Annotated in this window: 6 protein-coding genes; 1 reads left to right on the top strand and 5 read right to left on the bottom strand. The window is 68.1% G+C overall.

Annotated features, from left to right (window positions below; all coding sequences use genetic code 11):
- Positions 1–681: 681 nt before the first annotated feature.
- The 4 genes from OO69_RS52090 to OO69_RS31865 form a co-directional block, all read right to left on the bottom strand.
- Complete coding sequence (locus OO69_RS52090; RefSeq protein WP_158713444.1) at positions 682–1,308, bottom strand: hypothetical protein; 627 nt, start codon at positions 1,306–1,308, stop codon at positions 682–684.
- Between the two features lie 7 nt (positions 1,309–1,315).
- On the bottom strand, positions 1,316–12,352 hold the full coding sequence (locus OO69_RS31875) for a LamG-like jellyroll fold domain-containing protein (protein ID WP_051801322.1): 11,037 nt from the start codon (positions 12,350–12,352) through the stop codon (positions 1,316–1,318).
- 299 nt (positions 12,353–12,651) lie between these two features.
- Complete coding sequence (locus OO69_RS31870; protein WP_033284321.1) at positions 12,652–13,389, bottom strand: HNH endonuclease family protein; 738 nt, start codon at positions 13,387–13,389, stop codon at positions 12,652–12,654.
- Positions 13,390–13,681: 292 nt separating this feature from the next.
- The gene (locus OO69_RS31865; protein WP_051801320.1) at positions 13,682–14,590 is read right to left on the bottom strand and encodes an SCO6745 family protein; all 909 of its coding nucleotides are present in this window, start codon (positions 14,588–14,590) and stop codon (positions 13,682–13,684) included.
- Between the two features lie 106 nt (positions 14,591–14,696).
- Between OO69_RS31865 and OO69_RS31860 the strand changes: the two genes are divergently transcribed.
- Positions 14,697–15,371 carry a TetR/AcrR family transcriptional regulator gene (locus tag OO69_RS31860; protein ID WP_234444583.1) on the top strand — a complete coding sequence of 225 codons (675 nt, stop codon included), beginning with the start codon at positions 14,697–14,699 and terminating at the stop codon, positions 15,369–15,371.
- 64 nt (positions 15,372–15,435) lie between these two features.
- On the opposite strand, the gene mfd is transcribed toward OO69_RS31860, so the two are convergent.
- A complete protein-coding gene (gene mfd / locus OO69_RS31855; RefSeq protein WP_033284320.1) occupies positions 15,436–18,966 on the bottom strand; it encodes a transcription-repair coupling factor in 3,531 nt (1,176 codons plus the stop codon).
- Positions 18,967–19,205: the final 239 nt, after the last annotated feature.

The following is a 19,205-nucleotide window of genomic DNA, read 5'->3' as shown; positions in this document are numbered from 1 at the left end:
CCGTCGAAAATCGGGAAGAACCGCTTCGATGCCAATGGGGCGCGGGGGTACCGTGCAAGTAATGTGCACCTCCTGGCTAGCGACGATGCCCTACCAGTAAAGAGCTGAAGCCGGCATGCTAAAAAGGCGGCCGATCCAAACCGGAGGGAGGCGCAATCCGCAGCCAGTTTTCATCCCGAATTTCCAATGGCCAGCGCCGGTCAATAGCAACCGCAGCATCCTTACAGCCCTGGCATGCATTGCCCCATCCCGGAACCCACAGGTATGGCGAAGGAGACATGCAGTCTCGGTGGATACCACAGTGGGTCACGTTGAAGTACTCGTAAGAATGTGAGACGTCAGAGGGAAATCCTTCTGAAACTGCTCGTTCTCAGCGGACGTCCATGGGCAAGTACGTTGGTCGTGACACCTCTTGTGTACTAGAGCCAACGGTGGTTACTGCATAACACCAAGAGCACAACCAGTCGTCATCCTGCCGCCGGTTCGATTTTATCGGCAACCGCCGCATCGGACGTCCATATAAGTCACAGATCACAGTCATCCGTAAAATCCCTTGAGGACCGAGCACATCAATATCGGTCGCCCATCACGCAACGGACCTGAAGGGGTTCTGGATTCACTTACCTGTGGGGATATGAGGAATTGACCGTGCAGATAAAAATCCTGGCAGAACGTAGTCGATCAGCCATCCACGGAGATAACATCCAGTGCTGTGCGGCCGTACTCCTCGCCCACCGCACGGGATACTCTACGAAGTTCTGACACAACGGCTGCCGAGACTGCGGGCGCGTCGACACTCAGACCCGCTCTCCGAAGCACTTCAAAGAACTCCGCATCGGCCACAATATCTCGTGATACGAGTGGACCCGGAGGTGGGAGTTGCTCTCCCTGGCGATAGATGACAGCTCGCTCCCCTGAAAGCGCGAAGTCGAGAGAACTCAGCAGCGTCTCCGCCGTATTTGCTACAAACTCAGCCTTCCTGAAGTCCGGCCGCAGAGCTGACTCCAAGGCCAACCCAAGAAGGTCGATAATTCGTGCAGCGTAGAAGGAGGATCCGAGATCGCAGTTCTCCTCGACAGAAGCCTCCGCTTCTATTTCTTCCAGAGCCACCGCGCAGACGTCTGAATCTGCTTCACCTGCAACAACATTCCAGACTTCCGCCAAGGAGTCTTTCGCCCAACCCAACTCATCTTCGTCGACTATTTCTGCGTACACGTCGAGCATTCGCTCCGCCACAGCAGCACAGAAGGCCGTCAAAACAACCCCAGAGGCGTCTTGCAAAAGAGCCACATTGTGATACCTAGCCACAGATAATTCACCCCTTCGGTGACCAGAAGAGCGTATAAGGTGAGTTTTGAGCTTGGTGCCCTCGAATTCCCTTGCCGCCAATTTCTACCGTATTGACGTTCAGATTTTCTGGATCGAGAATCATCGGATGGCACGTGTCGTTGCAGAAGTTTCTAGAGGCAGCACCGAAGATCGCATGTTCATGCTCTTTGAGATTGTTTAGAATTCCCTCTTCAGCATGTCCCGCCGCCTGAACGAATTCCTCACCCTCGCGCAGAGCGAAGTTTTCCGGCATAGCACCAGAGCCATTGATGCCGATTCGCATCGTCAGCTTCTTTTCAAGCGAGTTCCATACTCCAATAACTGCCGTCGTTCCTCTCTCATTGGCCTTCCAATAGTCATTCCTCCCTGACTGGAGCTCTTCAGCCCGGTCCATGGCCAAACGTGCGTCGTCTTCGGTTGCTACATCGCAGTTGTGGACGAGGAGCGGCGTGCTACCAGCCTGAACATAGTAGGTGTGCAGGCTGCCGATGGTCAGGTCGTAGGTAGTGGTGTTCGCGCGATACAGCCGAACCCCAGTGACTTCGGCCGTCCCGGTCGGAGTCTGGAGGACGTCGTCGGCCTTCAGGTCCTTGGCGTCAACAAAGGCCGACTGGGTCTCGTCGTAGAACGGGTGGTGGTAGGTCGTCGTCAGGTGCGCGCCCTCGGCAGTCTTGGAGCTCTGACCGGGTGTCGCCGAGGAAACTGCCGCGACTGTCCTGGTCCCCGGCTCCTGATCGGCGCCCTGGCCGTGGCTCGCGCCCAGCGCGCCCAGTACCGCCGCCGAGGCCGCCAGGCCGAACGCCGCCTTGCGGGCGACCTTCTTGGCCAGGGCCTTCGCGCCAGCCTTCTTCACCGACTGCTCGACCGGTTGCTTGGTTGCCTGCTGGGCTGCGGACTTGGCCGTCGCCTTGATCGTCAAATCCACGAAGTCGTGGTCCGTGTGCGTCACGATCACCGCGGTGACCTTGTGCGCCTCCGTGCCCGCAACCCCAGGCACTGAGTTGGCGATCGTGTCCCCCACCTTCACCTGGTCGATCGCCTTGGTCGCTCCGTCGGCCATCAGCACTCGCGTCGCCCCAGTGAAGCTGTGGAACTCACAAGTACCTGACCGGGACTGAGACTTCGTCCCCGCCCCCTCACTCTCCGCCGCCGAAGCCGCCTCATCCGTGGCATCCGCCGCCCCGGCCTCCCCGGCTTCACTCGCCCCCTTGCCGAACAGCCCCCCGACGACCTCCATCGCCTTCGGTGCCGCCTTGGCGAGGAGCTTTCCGCCCAGGGAACCCAGGGCTCCGCCCAGCGCCCCGCTCACCGCGCCCTCGACCGCCGAGCCCGCGAACGCGCCCGCGCTGCAGTCCCCGCCGCCGTTCTCCGCGCACTTGAAGCCCTGCTCGACCAGCGAACCCGCCGCACCCGCCAGAGCGGCGCAGCCGATCGTGCCCACGCCCCACGTCGCCGCCTCGCAGCCCGCGAAGACCGCCGTGGAGACCACGATCGACGTGATCGCCGCCGCGTGGTTCTTGACGAACTTCGCGGTGGTCTTCACCGCCTTCACCGTCGCGTGGTACGCCGTCCGCGTCGCATGCGCGACCGCCTTCGCCGCCTTCTTCACCGCGTGGGCGACCTTGTGGGCCGCCTTCTTCACCGTGTGGACGACTCGGTGCGCCGCCTTCGACACCTTGTGGTACGCCGTATGCACCGCGTGAACTGCCGCGTGGTACACGCGTTTCACGTGTCTGACCGTGTAGTGGTAGACCCGCCGCGTCACCCGCACCGTCGCGCGGTAGACGTCCTTCACCTTGTGGACGACCTTCTTGGCCGCGTGCTTCACGGCGTGGACGACCTTCTTGGCCACGTGCTTGGCCGCGTGGTAGACGGCCTTCGCCGCGTGCTTGACCTTCTTGACCGCGTGCTTGGCCTTCTTCACGTCGCACGAGAAGCTCCACATGGAGCAGTGTCCGGACTGGTCCGTGCCCACCATCGGGTTGTCGTCGACGTAGGCGAAGGGGTTCGCCGCCACCGAGTCCGGCGTCGCGTCCAGCGAGACGCTGTCCTTGTTCAGGAACTCGCCCGTGTCCGGGTTGTACCAGCGTGAGGCCGTGCCGACGTCGCCCGTGCCCGGTTCCGTCCAGCCCGACTGGAAGCCCAGGTGGCCGATCAGCGTCAGCACCGCCGTGACCTTGCCCAGCGGGTCGTACGTCGCCGAGCCCGACAACGAGGTCGCGCCGGACGCGAATGTCCCCACCACGTCGTCGTGCAGGTCCGTCAGAGCCAGTGCCCCGGTTGAGGAGCCCGTCTGTTTGATTCCGACCAGGCCGCCGCCCGGGTCGTAGGTGTACGACGCGTCCCCGTCCGTCGCGATCGTGTTGTCCGCGCCCGAGTAGGCGAACGCACGGGTCGAGGACGCCGCCGTGTCCGTGTCCGTGATGTTGCGGCCCAGCGCGTCCAGCGTGTACGACTGCTCGCCCGCCACGATCTGGCCGCCGAACGCGTCCGTCCTGAACGCCGCCGTGCCGTTCGCCGTCGACGACTCCGACGTCATCGTGCCGCGCGCCGAGTACGCGTAGGAGTTCGTGCCGTCCGACGTCAGCTGGTCGCGGGCGTCGTACGTGTACACGTCCGAGCCGACCCGTACCCGGTTGCCCGAGGCGTCGTACTGGTACGCCGTCGTGGTCGTGCCGTTGTTCCAGGACGTCAGGCGGTCCGACCAGTCGTAGGCGTACGTGTTCGCCGCCGCGCCCGTCACCCCCGCCGTCGTCTTCGACGTCAGGTTGCCGTTGTTGTCGTAGCCGTAGGCGAAGCTCGACAGCGTCGACGCGCCCTGGACCAGGACGTCGTTCGACAACTCGTGCGCGCTGTTGTACGTGAACGTGCGGGTCTGGCCCGTACTGCCGTACTTGATCGTCTTCAGGTCGTTCAACTGGTCGTACGTGTACGAGAGATGGGTGCCGCTCGCCGCGTCGTCCAGCGTGGACAGCCGGCCCGCCGTGTCGTAGCCGTACGACTGGGTGCCCGCCGCGTCCGCGCGGCTCAGCATCGAGCCGTCGTCGTTGTAGGTGAAGCTCGACGAACCCGCCGAACCCGAGGCCGACAGCACGTCACCGCGGTCGTCGTACGTGAACGCGTCGTGCGTGGACGCCTGGTAGTCGACGGCGCCCGCCGTGCCGGCCGTGTCCGTGTCCGCCGACGTCACCCGGCCGTCCGCGTCGTAGGAGAAGCTGTGCTTCGCGCTCGCCGCCTCCGCGCCCGAGCCCGTCATCGTCTTGAGCTGGTCGTTGTCGTCGTACGTCATCGACGTCGACGTGCCGCCGGGTGCGGTGGCCGAGGTGACGTTGCCGTCCGGGTCGTAGGCGAAGGTCGTCGTCGAGTCGGCGGCCGAGGTGTACTGGGACGTCGTCGGCTCGATCACCTTCTCCTGCTGGCCCCACGGGGTGTAGCCGTAGCGCCAGGAGTTGCCGCGGCCGTCGGTGAAGCGGGTGCGGTTGCCCGCCGCGTCGTAGCCGAACGACGTGGTGATCGACGTCGTCGCGTCGACCGGCTCCACCTGCTGGGTGATCGTGCCCGCCGCGTCGTAGGTCCAGCGGGTGGTGTGCTGGTTGGCGTCGGTGGCGGCGGTCAGGTTGCCGTTGCCGTCGTACTGCTGCGAAGTGCCGTACAGGAGCGTGCCGTTGGCGTCGTAGCTGCGGGTGGCCGTCGGGTCGTCGTCGACGTTGTAGTCGGTGACCGTGTAACTGCCGTCCGCCAGCGTGGTCTTGGTGTTGTTGTCGTCGAAGTCGTAGGCGTAGGCGGTGGAGTTGCCCGCGCCGTCCGTCGTCGAGGTGACGTCACCCGCGCGGTTGTAGGCGTACGACGTGCTCACGTTGCCGGGCGACTTCACCGAGGAGACGTGCGCGCCGTAGGGGTTGCCGCTGGTGACGTCGTAGAGGTACTGCGTCGTCAGCGTGCGCGTCGACGGGTAGCGCTCCAGGGTCGTCGAGGTGGCCTGGCGGCCCAGGTAGTCGTAGGTCGCCTGGGTCTGGGCGCCGGTGCCGTCCGTCGCGGTGCGCTGCTCGCCGTCCGCGTCGTAGGTGGCGTGGGTCTTGGTGCCGTCGGGCTCGGTGATCTGGGCCAGGTCGCCCAGCTGGTCGTAGAGGTACGACGTGGTCCTGCCGCCGGGCGTGGTCTCGCCGGTCTGGTTGCCCTCGCTGTCGTACGTCCAGACCGTCGTGCCCGCGTTGGGAGTCGAGGCTCCGGCCGGGGTGTACGACGGGAGGGTCTCGCTGACCTTGTTGCCGACGGCGTCGTAGGCCGTGGTGGTGACCTGGCCGAGCGGGTCCTTCTCCGCGACGGCCTCGCCGAAGGTGTTGAAGCCGCTGGCGGTGACCGGGTTGACGGGCGCGGCGCTCGCGGGGGTGCCGTCCGGCTCCGCCTGGACCGTCGGCGCGGTGGTGAGCGCGAGGTTGCCGGCCTGGTCGTACTCGTAGGTGGTGGTGTGCTGCTCGGGGTCCGTCATGGATGTGGGCAGGCCGCGCCTGTCGTACGTGTACTTGGTGGTCTGCTGGTCCGACGAGCCGACCGTGCCGCCCGAACGGCCCTTGCTGTAAAGGGAGTTGATCTCGCTCGCCGACAGCGCCCGCTGGTAGGTCTGGACGTTGCCGGCCGCGCCGTTCACCGCGTTGCTGACGGCGCCCGAGGCGGTCTTCGCGCCACCGATGGACAGCGGGCCGGAGCCGGTCCACGGGGCCGGGTTGCTCGCGGTGCCCGCGAGCGTGCCGTTGACGTACAGGTTCATGGTGCCGGTCGACGCGTCGAAGACGCCGACCAGCTGGGTCCAGGTGTTCAGCGCCGGGGCGCTGGAGGCGTAGGCGTTGTAGTACGCCGACGGGGTGCCGGAGGAGTCCGTGCTGGGTGAGATCAGGCGGTAGACGCCCTGACTGGAGGAGTACTGGAGGTAGAAGGACGAGCGGTTGGTGCCGCCCTGCGCGACGAAGGTGCGGAACGTCGAGGTGTCCGACAGCTTCACCCACGCCGAGACGGTGTAGGAGGAACTGGTGTCCAGGACCGGGCCGTTGGTGGCGATGATGTCGCCGTTGCCTGAGGTGTCGCCGCTGAACTGGGCGGCGTCGTCCGACCAGGTCACGCCCGGTCCGGCGGTGGCGGTGTTGCCGGTGCCGGACGCGTCGGTGACGGATCTGCCGGACGTCTGGTTCAGCTTCCACCAGCCCGCCGGGTGCCCCGAGGAGTCGCCGTACAGCGTCTCGCTGAGCAGGTTGCCCATGTCGTCGTACGAGTCGGTGGTGGTGTGGTCGTAACCGGTCGCGTCGTGATCGTTCTCCGACGCAACCTGGTCGTCCGGGGTGTACGAAACGGTCGACACCCGGTCGACACCGGTCGGGTCGACGGTCGTCGACGTCGTGCGGTCGGAGGCGTCGACCGTGTACTGGGTGACGTTCTCGCCGTTGTCGGTCGCCTGGCTGAGCAGGTTGCCGGCCGCGTCGTAGGTGTCCGACTCCAGGACGTACGTGCCGGTGCCGTCGGAGCTGGTCTTCTTCACCGTCGCGGTGAGGCCGTCGTCGGTGTAGGTGTACGACGTCTTGTTGCCCATCGCGTCCGTGATCGACGCCAGCCGGTCGGCCGGGTCGTAGGCCCGCGAGGACTCCACCAGCTTGGTCGCGGTCTGCGGGCTGACGGGGTCGCCGGTGTACATCAGGGACTGCGTGAGCAGGTTGCCGTTGTCGTCGTACGTGTAGTCGGTCTCGTTGCCGGCGCTCGTCACCTCCTTGGTCTTGTTGCCGGAGGTGTCGTACGTGTACGTCGTCGTGTTGCCGTACGACGTGCCGGCCGCGACGTTGGCGTCGGACTCGGTCGCCAGGCGGTCGTAGGCGTCGTAGGTCTGGGTCTCGGTGCGCGGGGAGTCGCCGCCCTGCGCGTCGGCGACGGTCTGGGAGAGGACGTCGCCGTCGTCGTCGTAGACCGTGCTGGAGACGGCGGCGTGGTCGGTGCCCTGCGCGCGGTCGGAGATCTTCGGGTCGCGCTCGGTGACCACCTGGCCGTTCTTGTCGTACTCGTAGCTCGTGGTCAGGCCGTCGGGGTAGGTGTCGGAGACGACCTTCTGGCTGAGCACCTGGCCCACGCCGTCATAGGTGTACGACGTGACCAGGCCGATGGCGTCCGTGGTGGAGTCGACGTCGCCGTTCGCGAGGTACGACACCGAGTTGACCGCGCCGCCGGGGCTGACCGTCTTCACCGGCAGGCCCTTGGGCACGATGCCGCCGTCGGCGGACGGGTAGGTGCTGGTGCCGTCGCTGTAGACGGTGGTCGTCGCGCGGCCGGCCGGGAAGCCGGGGACGGCCGGGCCGGTGACGGTGGTCTGGTTGCCCGCCGAGTCGTAGGCGTACGACGTCAGGTACGTGGTGTCCGTCGCGGACGCCGAACGGCCGTCGCGCTCGGTCAGCAGCTGGTCGTTGCGCGGGTCGGCGGTGGTCAGCTGGGCGGTCGTGTCGTCCGGGTAGTACGTGTAGTACTCGGTGTCGCACTTGTTGGCGACCTGGTCCTGGCAGGACGTGGACGAGACGATGTTGCCGCGGACGTCGTGACCGGTGGTGCTGACGGCGCCGTTGGGGTCGGTGACCGTGTGCTCGAAACCGGCCGTGTCGTACCCGAAGCTCGTCTTGTTGCCGAGGCCGTCGGTCTCGGTCAGGGCGCGGTTGCCGTTGGTGACGTCGTAGGTGTACGTCAGCGTGGAGGTCGTCGGCGAGGTCACCTTGACCGTCTCGACCGGGAGCAGTCCGCTGGAGTTCTTCGCCGCCTCGACGTGTGCGGCGACGTCGGCCGCGCTGAGCGCCGAGTGGTAGAAGGCCACGTCGGCGATCGAACCGGTGAAGTGGCTGACGTCCGCCGGGGAGTCGAGCCAGCTCTTGGAGAAACCGGCGCCGAGGTAGAGGTGGTTGTAGGTCTGGTCGGCCGGGGTGCCGGAGTAGCTGGACTGCTGGACGCCGTCCAGGTACAGGGTCTGGGTGGCGCCGGAGGCCGTGAGGGCCACGTGGTGCCAGGTGTTGTCGGTGACGGTGCCGGTCGAGCCGAACGCCGTCGCGGCGGAGCCGCTGCCCGAGTAGTAGTGCCCGTGCAGTTTGTTGTCGCTGCCGACGTACAGCAGCGGCGCATAGGTGCCGGACACGGTGGTCGCCCCGGAGATCGCCGCCGACTGGGCGCCGACGATGACGCCCTTGGTGGCGGTCTTGAACCAGAGTTCGAGGCTGCGGTCACTGGTGCCGAACTGCACGGAGGTCGGCAGTTCGACGTAGGAGGCGCTGCCGTCGAAGGTCGCGGCCTTGGAGTCGCTGAACGGGCCGGTCGCGCCGAGTGTCACCCCGCTGTACGTGCCGTTGCCGCCGTGCACCTCGTTGAGGGCCGCGGCCGCGCCGGCCGCCTCGCCGAGCCGGTAGTAGCCCGCGGGCCCGCCGCCGAGCACCGCGCCGCGGTAGGTCTGGCTGGAGCCGGCGACCGTGGGCGCGGCGAGCTTCCAGACACCGCCGTTCTCGTCGGTGAGCTGCGTCAGGGTCGTGGTCGCCGGGTCGTACGTCATCGTGGCGAAGGACTTGCCGGACGGGCGCTTGACCGAGGTGAGCAGGCTGGAGGAGTGAGTGCCGTACTGGTAGAGGGAGTTGACGTCGGCGGCGACCAACGGCCGTCCGTACCAGGCGGCGTCGGCGATCGAGCCGTTGAAGTAGGTCGCGGTCCCGGTGCCGTCGGTGGTGCTGTTGGGCTCGTCGGGCCAACTGCCGCCGAGGAAGCCGGTACCGAGGTAGTTGAAGGCCTGGTTCTTGCCGAAGGCCACCGCGCTCTTGATGGAGACGGTGCCGGTGCGCGAGCCGACCTTCGTGTTGTCCAGGAACAGCGTCTGCGAGTTGCCCGCCGCGCTCAGCACCACGTGGTGCCACTTGCCGTCGGCCACCGACGCCGAGGACACGATCGGGTTGATGCCGCCGCTGTACCAGAACTCGGCGTTCAGCTTGCCGTCGGAGCCGACGTAGACCGACGGCGTGTAGAAGCCGGCCGCCTTCACCGAGCCGATCGGCTGGGAGGCGTACGAGTAGAGCACGCCCGCTCCGCCCGAGGTCTTGAACCACAGGGACAGCGCGCCCGAGTCGGTGTCGTTGCCGGTGTTCTTCGGCAGCGCGACGTCGGAGGTGGAGCCGTTGAAGGTGGCCGCGGTGGAGGAGGAGCCGACGAGCGGGCCGGCCGCGCCGAGCGTCACGTTCTCGTACGTGGCGTTCTTGGTGCCCTCGTTGGCGAGGACCGCGTCCTTGGCGGTGGTGCCGGAGCTCTCCGTGAGCGGCCAGGCCGCGCTCGGGTCGAGGTCGAGGGAGGCGTTCTGGTACTGCGAGCCGGTCGTGTAGCCGTATGCCGTGCACTTCGTCGTCGACGACGGCGCGCACACGGTGGTCAACTGGTCGCCGGTGTAACCGTAGTTCCAGGTCAGTGCGGTCGTCGAGTCGCCGACGGTGACCGGGTCGGTGGTGACGGTCGCGACGTGCGCGGCGAGGGCGCCGGTGGGTGTGGACCAGGTGAGGTTCAGGGCGCGGGTGGAGACGCCGGACTTCATCTTCGTGACGTGTCCGCCGGTCCAGGTGAGCGTGATGGAACGCCCGTTGGCGTCCGTGACGGACGTGAGTCCGTAGTTGCCCGTCGTCAGCAGTGTGGTGAAGGTGTAGACCGTGTCGTCCTTGTCGGTCAGCTTGTAGCCGCCGCTGACCGTGGCGAAGGTGGCCCAGCGGCCGGTCCCCGGCGCGAAGGTGCCGTCGCTGTTCTTGCCGTAGCCGACCTGTGAGCCGTCCGGATAGGTGACGTTGACACTGGTGACGGCCCCGGCGGCGCTGTACTGCTCGGTGGCGCGCGCGTCGAAGATGGACGACCAGCCGGAACCGAAGGCTCCGGTCCAGCGCGGGTCACGGGAGTTGTAGTCGCGCTCGACGTCGAGGGACGGGCCGACGGTGGAGATGGAGGCGTCCGTGTCGGAGGTCGTGTAGTTGCCGATGGACGCGTCGAAGCCGTGGTCACTGCTGTTCTGCGACAGCTCCGAGGTGACGGCGGGCTGGGGTACCTGGACGGACAACTCGTAGGGATCGGCGGGCGAATAGAGCCCGGTCGCCGAGTCGTACGCCTGCACTTCCCAGTTGTAGTTCTTGCCCCAGGCCAGCTTCCCGGCCGGCACGGTCCAGTCGCCGGTGGAGACCAGGCCCGAGTCGGCGACCAGGGCGTTGTTCGCGTCGTAGACCTTGAACTGGTAATTGCCCGCGCTGCCCGAGGAGTTGGCGCCGCCCGCCCAGGCGGTGAGTTCGGGGGTGGTGGTGCCGACGACCGCGTTGTCGGCGGGGAACTGCTCGTACAGCTGGGGGGCGGTGTTGCCGGTGTAGGTGACCGAGAGGACCGGGCCGTATCCGGGGTCGTTGAAGGAGCCGAACTGCTTCCAGTGCACGGCGTCGGTCGTAGCCGCGTAGAGCGCCAGACCGTAGTCGGCCGTCGTCCCGCTGAACCAGCCCTGGATCGCCGAGGTCGACAGGGAGACGGTCGTGAAGTCACCGACGGTCCGGTCGGCCCCCTTGTTCAGACAGGCCGCCGCCACGCTCGGGCTCCCGCCTCCGATGGAGGTGCTGCCGTGCGTCGGCCCGGGGTAGGTGGTGACACCCTCGGGCGTCCACGCCTGCGTGACGAGGGCGACGTCGAAACGCTCGGGGTCGCAGGTCGGGGACCAGGTGGTGAACAGCTTCAGGGACGCCGCGGTGACGGTCAGACCGCTCGAGTCCCAGGCGGTGTCCCAGTGGTTGATGAAACTCACCGCGTCGTGCGTGCCCGCGTCGTACGAACCGACCTTGATCGTCTGCTCGTAGGAGTGGTCACCGGTCGAGTCCGAGCCCGACTCGGCGTAGGTGGTGGTCCAGCCGTCGGTGACCGTCGGGTCGACGGTCACGGGGAAGACGCGGTGCGTGTCCTTCAGCCAGGCGTCGTCGAGGGTGATCTTCAGCGCGTAGCCACTGCCGTCCCGCACGAGGGCCGTGGTCACGTCGTGGGTGGTGGTCGGGTCGCCGGAGCGCTGGTCGACCTTCGAGTCATAGGCGTACGACGGAGGGATGCGCTCTACGGTCTTCCCGGCGGCGTCGCGCAGGAGGATCGAGCCGTCCTTCTGCTGGGCGGGAGTCAGTCCCTTGAGGTGGAGCGGGAAGGTCCAGGAGTTGCCGGCGTCCGCGGAGTGCAGGACGACCGCTTCCTTCACGCCGGTGGCGGTGGGGGCGACCTGGAGATCGGTGTCGGTGAGGACGCCCGGGTAGGTCACGCGCGAGCCGTCCGCGGTGCCCTTGACGGCCTGGGCGCCCTTCAACTCGTAGGCGACGGAGTGCTGTTCGTCAGGGGCGAGGGAGACGAGCGTGGAGTCGTCGGCCTTGGCCGCGAAGTCGACGTCGAGGGAGTTGGCCTTCTCGTGCCACCGCCCGTCGGGCCCGGCCCGCACGTCCACGTCGATGGGGGCCCATGTGCCCTTGCTGACCTGGTAGTTGACGGGTGTGGTGGACAACTGCCTGGTGAGGGACCCGTCGGCGTTGTCGAACACCGTGTCGGTCCGCGAGGACTTGCCCGCGTCCCGCTTGCTCGTCCTCGCGTTGAAACCGGCCTTGCCGGTGGCGCTCTTCCCCTGCTTCACGGACGCCTGGTGCGCGTGGTACGCGGCGAGTTCGCCCTTGCCCTTGCCAGGCTTGCGGCCCGCGCCCCGGTGCGCCTCGGTCGCGGCGGCGGAGACATGGTGCTTCTTCCCCGCCGCCGTGCCCGACTTCTCCCCCGGCAGCCGGCCCCAGTGCGGATCCTTCAGCCAGGCCGTGAGCGAGGACAGGCTCGGCAACGAGACGTCCACGGCGTGCAGTTCGATCCCGTCGGCCATCGCCTGCTGCGTCGTCCACAGGAGGGCGAGCGTGGTCAGCAGGAGCAGGGCGACGCCGCGGCGGGCGCGTCGCGTACGGCGGGGTGAGCGAACACGGCGAGCGGGCCGGATGCGCACGGCGAGGACTCCAACGGTCAGCAGACAAGGGCGCAACTGCGGTTGTCCCGCCGTCAGTTACCGCTTGACCGGGTCCTGACAGAGAAGTCGCAGAAACGCACAGATCTTGCATGCTTCACACACAGATCGAACAGACCCGAGAAGGGATCATGATCCGATCTTGACCGCTACCCGGTAAACCGACCCGAGTTGCCACACATATCCGTTTCCCGCTTGCCGATTCCTTTACGGATACATCGACTTGGGCAGGGGAGATCCTCACCTCTCGTACGTGGTAGGCACAAGGAGGGCGCGAGCGCTCAGTTCGCGTGGAACCTCGCCGGCGCGTTCGTCGGGTTTCCCCCGGTCGGCAGGGCCTGCTTGGAGCAGGTGGAGAGGACCTTCACCATCGCGGCCTTCTCCGCCGAGGTGACCCACAGCCCGTACTTCTTCTTCACGGCGACCTGCGCGGCGACATACGTGCACCGGTACGCCTTGGGCGGCACCCAGGTCGCCGTGTCGCCGTCGCCCTTGCTGCGGTTGGGGCTGGCGCCGACGGTGAGGAGGTTGAGCGGGTCGTTGGCGAGAGCTATGCGCTTGCTGGCGTCCCAGTACTTGGCGCCCTTCTGCCAGGCGTCCGAGAGGGCGACCAGGTGGTCGATGTCGACGAGGCTGGCGCCGCGCTTGTAGACGACTTCCTTGCCGGAGTACGGATCGGATTCGAGGACGCCGTACGACACCTTGCAGTCGCCGTCGGTGAACTTCACCTGCTTCAGGTCCCGTTTGAGGATGTCGTCCCTGGTGTCGCAGCTGTTGGAGTCCGTGTCGGCCCAGGCGGTGCCGAACCGTTCACGGGAGTAACCCGTCTTCGGCGCACGCCCCTTCACGGGCAGGGCCTCGGCGGCGGTCAGGGCCGCGCCCCCGCCGGAACCCGTGCCGGCACCTCCACCGGCCGTCGCCTGGGGACCGGAGTCTCCCGTTCCCGTGGTGTCCGTCTTGCATCCGGCGACCGTCAACATGACCAGGGCGGCAATGGCCGCCCCACCCCTCAGACGCATCACGTGCGCCCCTCCCCTTGCTCACCCGGCCCCGCCCCTGCAGGGGCGGATATTGCCTGGTCCCCACGGTAGCGGCGGACGCGTCACGGGCATACAGGACCTAAGCCCGCATGACTCGCAACTCGCCTGTGCCGCAACGGTGGAACAGGCCGAAGTACCGGCTTCCCTCACCCCCTCTCCTTAGTCCCCTTACTCCGCCCCGGATTTCACGCTCTCTCAGACCGCCGGACCGCCAGACCGTCAGGCCCTCACCCCCTCAGACCTTTCCTCAGACCTCTCCTCAGAACTTCCCTCAGACCTTGCCGATGCCCAGCGTCGACTCCGAGGGCAGCAGCCCGGAGCCCAGTACGGCGACCCAGAACTCCCCCAGCAGGTCGGCGAGTCGATCGGTGTCGGTCCGGCCGAGGAACTCCCAGGGCGCGGCGGCCAGTTGGTCGGTGCGGTGTTCGACCTCCTGGCGCAGATCGCGGCCCGCCCGCGTCGCCGTACCCCTGTCGTCTATGACGCCTCGGGCCACCAGCCGTTCGCGGGCCGCCGCCCATTCCTCCCCGCTCCAGCCCCGGCTCTCGAAGCGCTGGACGGAGGCGGCGCCGACCGCGGCGAAGGAGACCAGGGACTCGACCGGGTCGAGGCCGGCGACGAGGAGGGCGGCGAGGTGGCCGTCGCCCCGGTGTTCGCGCAGGATCGTGGCCGCCTGCCACAGCTGGAGGTGGGGTTCCGCGGGCCAGGGCAACTCGGCGTTGGCCGCGGCGAGTTGGCGCCCCGCGGTGTTCGCCGCCTCGGCGGCGCGGCGGGCGAGGGCGGCGGCCTCCGCCAGCTCGGGGCTGTCGACGCGGTCGCCGAATATCGCGCGGTAGGCCCGGTCCATGCCGCGCAGCCTCGCCTTCAGTACGGCGTCCGGGCTCGCGGTGCTCCACGCCGGGTCGATGTGCTCGGCGACCAGGCGGGGGTTGAAGCTGTAGAAGGCGGAGGCCACCCGCTCACTGCCGACCGGGCCCAACGGCGCGGCACGCAACGGGAAGTAGCTCGGCCAGCGCTCCTCGGTCCCGTATCCGAGCGCGGCGGCCTCCTCGAAGACCTCCGGCGCGTAATACAGCACCGCGTGCAGGGGTTCGAGCAGATGCCAGAGCTGGCGCACGCGGCTCAGCTCCACGGTGGGGAGGCTTTTCGCGGTCTCCGCTCCACGCACACTTTCCGACATGACGTAACTCCTCGTCGCGTCCCGGCCGTTCCACAACTTGACACTGACTAGATTGCCTCACCCGCCCGAACTTGTCAATGCCTAGATTTGGCGTACGCTGCTGACCATGAGCACAGCCAAGCCCGCGAAGACGGACGAGACCGCCGGGAGCGCGGAAAGCGCCGGGACCACGGAGCGCACCGGGACCGCCGAGAGCACCAAGGCATCCAAGGGCACCCGCCGCCCGTACCACCACGGCGATCTGCGCCGCGCGATCCTCACCGCCGCGCTCGACGTCATCGCCGCCGACGGCCCGGCCGCGCTGAGCCTGCGGGATCTCGCCCGCCGTGCCGGTGTCTCGCACGCGGCGCCGGCGCATCACTTCAAGGACCGCACCGGGCTGTTGACGGCGATCGCGGCGGAGGGGTTCGGACTGCTGGCCGGCGCGGTCGGGGAGGCGGCGGACCTGAAGGACGCGGGCGTACGGTACGTGCGGTTCGCGCGCGAGCATCCCGCGCACTTCCAAGTGATGTTCGCGCCCGAGCTGTTGCGCGACGGCGACCTCGAACTCACCACGGCCCGCGCCCTCGCCACCGACGCCCTGCGCCACGCCGTCTCCGCGGTGCCCCCCGAGGGCCGCGGCCCCGACGACCGCCTCGCCGGTGTCGCCGCGTGGTCCCTGGCACACGGCTTCGCGACGCTGCTGCTGGGCCACAACCTGGACGGGGCGGTGGGCGAGCAGGACCCGGAGGAGGTGTTCCGGGCGCTGGCGGGGATGCTGTTCCGCCCGGCCTCCGGCTGAAGCGGCCGACCGGCGGGCGTGTCTACGCGCCGAGCCGATCGGCCTCTTCCAGGACCACGACTCCCTACGACCCCAGGATCGTCGCCAGGAACTCCCCCACCCACCCGAGCAACTCCCGCCCGACGAGCGGCTTTCCGCCCACCTTCGCCGTCTTCGGGCGGGGTACCAGCACCTGGTGGGCGGCCGGCTTGATGACCGTGCCCGGGTAGAGGCGCTTGAGGCGCAGCTCCTGGGACTCCCTCAACTCCACTGGAGCGAAGCGGATGTTGGTGCCCTGGAGGACGATGTCGCCGACGCCGCACGCGCGGGCGAGCATGCGCAGGCCCGCGACCAGCAGCAGGTTCTCCACCGGCTCGGGCAACTTGCCGTAGCGGTCGACGAGTTCCTCGCGTACGGCCTTGATGTCCTCCTCCGTGTTGGCGGAGGCGATGGACCGGTAGGCGGAGAGGCGCAGGCGCTCGCCGGGGGCGTAGTCGTGCGGGACGTGGGCGTCGACCGGGAGCTCGATCTTGACCTCCAGGGGCGGCTCCTCCTCGACACCGCCCTCCAGGGAGGCGCGGTAGTCCGCGACGGCCTCGCCGACCATGCGGACGTACAGGTCGAAGCCGACGCCCGCGATGTGGCCGGACTGTTCGCCGCCCAGCAGGTTTCCCGCGCCCCGGATCTCGAGGTCCTTCATCGCCACGTACATGCCCGCGCCCATCTCCGTGTGCTGGGCGATCGTGGCGAGGCGCTCGTGGGCCGTCTCCGTCAGCGGCTTCTCCGGGGGGTACAGGAAGTACGCGTAACCGCGCTCGCGGCCTCGGCCCACCCGGCCCCTCAGCTGGTGGAGTTGGGACAGGCCGAAGTTGTCACCGCGCTCCACGATCAGCGTGTTCGCGTTGGAGATGTCGATGCCCGACTCGACGATCGTCGTCGACACCAGGACGTCGAACTTCTTCTCCCAGAAGTCGACGACCACCTGCTCCAGCGCCTGCTCCGACATCTGGCCGTGGGCGGTCGCGATGCGCGCCTCCGGGACGATCTCGCGCAGCCGGGCCGCCGCGCGGTCGATCGACTCGACGCGGTTGTGGATGTAGAAGACCTGGCCCTCGCGCAGGAGTTCACGGCGGATCGCGGCGCCGATCTGCCTCTCTTCGTAGGGGCCGACGAACGTCAGCACCGGGTGACGCTCCTCCGGGGGCGTCGTGATCGTCGACATCTCGCGGATGCCGGTGACCGCCATCTCCAGGGTTCTGGGAATCGGGGTGGCGGACATCGTCAGGACGTCGACGTTGGCGCGGAGCTTCTTCAGCTGCTCCTTGTGCTCGACGCCGAAGCGCTGCTCCTCGTCGACGATGACCAGGCCGAGGTCCTTGAACTTGGTCTCGGAGGAGAACAGGCGGTGGGTGCCGATGACGACGTCCACGGAGCCCTCGCGCAGGCCCTCCAGGGTCGCCTTCGCCTCCGTGTCGGTCTGGAAGCGGCTCAACGCCCGTACGTTGACCGGGAATTGCGAGTACCGCTCGCTGAACGTCCCGAAGTGCTGCTGCACGAGGAGGGTCGTCGGGACGAGGACGGCGACCTGCTTGCCGTCCTGTACGGCCTTGAAGGCGGCCCGTACGGCGATCTCGGTCTTGCCGTAGCCGACGTCGCCACAGATCAGGCGGTCCATCGGGACCGACTTCTCCATGTCGTCCTTGACCTCGGCGATGGTCGTCAGCTGGTCGGGCGTCTCCACGTACGGGAAGGCGTCCTCCAGCTCGCGCTGCCAGGGCGTGTCCGGCCCGAAGGTGTGCCCCGGGGCGGCCATGCGGGCGCTGTACAGCTTGATCAGGTCGGCCGCGATCTCCTTGACGGCCTTCTTGGCGCGCGCCTTGGTCTTCGTCCAGTCGGCGCCGCCCAGGCGGTGCAGGGTCGGGGACTCGCCGCCGACGTACTTGGTGATCTGCTCCAGCTGGTCGGTCGGGATGTACAGCCGGTCGCCTGGCTGGCCGCGCTTGGCGGGGGCGTACTCGACGACCAGGTACTCACGCGTGGCGCCCTGCACCGTGCGCTGCACCATCTCGATGTAGCGGCCCACGCCGTGCTGCTCGTGGACGATGTAGTCGCCCGTCTCCAGGGTGAGCGGGTCGATGGTCTTGCGGCGGCGGGCCGGCATCCGGGCGCCGTCCTTGCCGGCGGCCTTCTGCCCGGAGAGGTCGGTCTCGGTGAGGACGGCGAGCTTGAGCGCCGTGTCGACGAAGCCGTAGTCGATCGAACCGGTCGCCACGTGGACGACGGAGGGTTCGATCTCCCCCAGCTCCGTCTCCAGGCGGGCCGCGACGCCCTCGGTACCGAGGACCTCGACCGTGCGGGCGGCGGGGCCGTGGGCCTCGGTGACGAAGACCGTGCGCCAGCCGTCCGCGAGCCAGCCCTTGGTGTCCGCGAGGGCCTTCGCGGTGTCGCCGCGGTAGGTCTCCGGGGCGTGCATCCCGAGCTTCAGGGTGTCCGCGTCGAGTTCTTCGTCGGCGGCGAACGGCGACACCGACCACCACATCATGTCCAGCTCGCGCGCCCGGTCCCGTACGTCCGCGATGGCCCACAGGGAGGCCGCGCCGACGTCGATGGGCGCCTCGCCGCCACCGGCGGTCGCGGCCCAGGACGCCAGGAGGAACTCCTGACTCGTCGCCACGAGATCGGACGCACGCGTGCGTACCCGCTCCGGATCGCATACGACGGCCATCGCGCCCTTGGGGAGCACGTCCAGCAGCAGCTCCATGTCGTCGACGAGCACCGGGGCCAGCGACTCCATGCCCTCTACGGCGATGCCCTCGGCGATCTTGCCGAGCAGCTCGCCCAGTTCGGGGTGCTGCTCGGCGAGGGCACGCGCGCGCGAGCGGACGTCTTCCGTCAACAGGAGTTCACGGCACGGGGGTGCCCACAGGCCGTGTTCGGCGACCTCCAGGGAGCGCTGGTCGGCGACCTTGAAGTAGCGGATCTCCTCGACGTCGTCGCCCCAGAACTCGATGCGCAGGGGGTGTTCCTCGGTGGGCGGGAACACGTCCAGGATGCCGCCGCGCACGGCGAACTCGCCGCGCTTCTCGACGAGCTCCACGCGCGCGTACGCGGCGGCGCCGAGGGCGTCCACGATCGCGTTCAGGTCGGCGCTCTGGCCCGTCCTCAGGGCGACCGGCTCCAGGTCTCCGAGACCCTTGACCTGCGGTTGCAGCACGGACCGCACGGGCGCCACGACGACGGAGACCGGGCCCGTCTCCGGGTCGTCCTCCCTGGGGTGGGCCAGTCGGCGCAGGACGGCGAGGCGGCGGCCCACGGTGTCGCTGCGCGGGCTGAGGCGCTCGTGCGGGAGGGTCTCCCAGGACGGGTAGTCCACGACGCCGTCCGGCGGGAGCAGTGAGCGCAGGGCTGCCGCCAGGTCCTCGGCCTCGCGCCCTGTCGCGGTCACCGCGAGGACGGTACGGCCGGTCTCGCGGGCCAGCGCGGCCACGGCGAAGGGGCGGGTCGCCGGGGGGCCCACCAGGTCGACGTGCATGCGGTTGCCGTCGGTCGCGGCGCGGGTGGCTTCCGCGAGGGCGGGGTCCTTGACTACGGCGTCGAGCAGACCGTGCAGGCTCATGGAGGGCTTTCCGTCTGGGGGTGGGCAACACGAAGGGCCCGACGCGGAGGGTGGGCCGGGGGGTATCCAGCGTACGTCGGTGCGCTGCCGTGTGCCGGGGCCTGTGGATAACCCTCGCTTCATCGGCACCCCGCACTGCCGAAAAGCCTTTCCCACCCACCCACCCGTTTACTGGCAACAGAGAAGTGGCCCTCAAAGACGACAGACAAACGACAAGAACAAACAAACCCGGCGCCAAG

This window comes from Streptomyces sp. NRRL F-525, assembly GCF_000716605.1.
Lineage (GTDB): Bacteria > Actinomycetota > Actinomycetes > Streptomycetales > Streptomycetaceae > Streptomyces.
This window is presented reverse-complemented; position numbering and strand designations above follow the sequence as displayed.

Coding starts and splice junctions, on each gene's coding strand:
- OO69_RS31870 (WP_033284321.1), bottom strand. CDS start 13,389: ATGCGTCTGAGGGGTGGGGCGGCCATTGCCGCCCTGGTCATGTTGACG.
- OO69_RS31865 (WP_051801320.1), bottom strand. CDS start 14,590: ATGTCGGAAAGTGTGCGTGGAGCGGAGACCGCGAAAAGCCTCCCCACC.
- OO69_RS31860 (WP_234444583.1), top strand. CDS start 14,697: ATGAGCACAGCCAAGCCCGCGAAGACGGACGAGACCGCCGGGAGCGCG.
- mfd (WP_033284320.1), bottom strand. CDS start 18,966: ATGAGCCTGCACGGTCTGCTCGACGCCGTAGTCAAGGACCCCGCCCTC.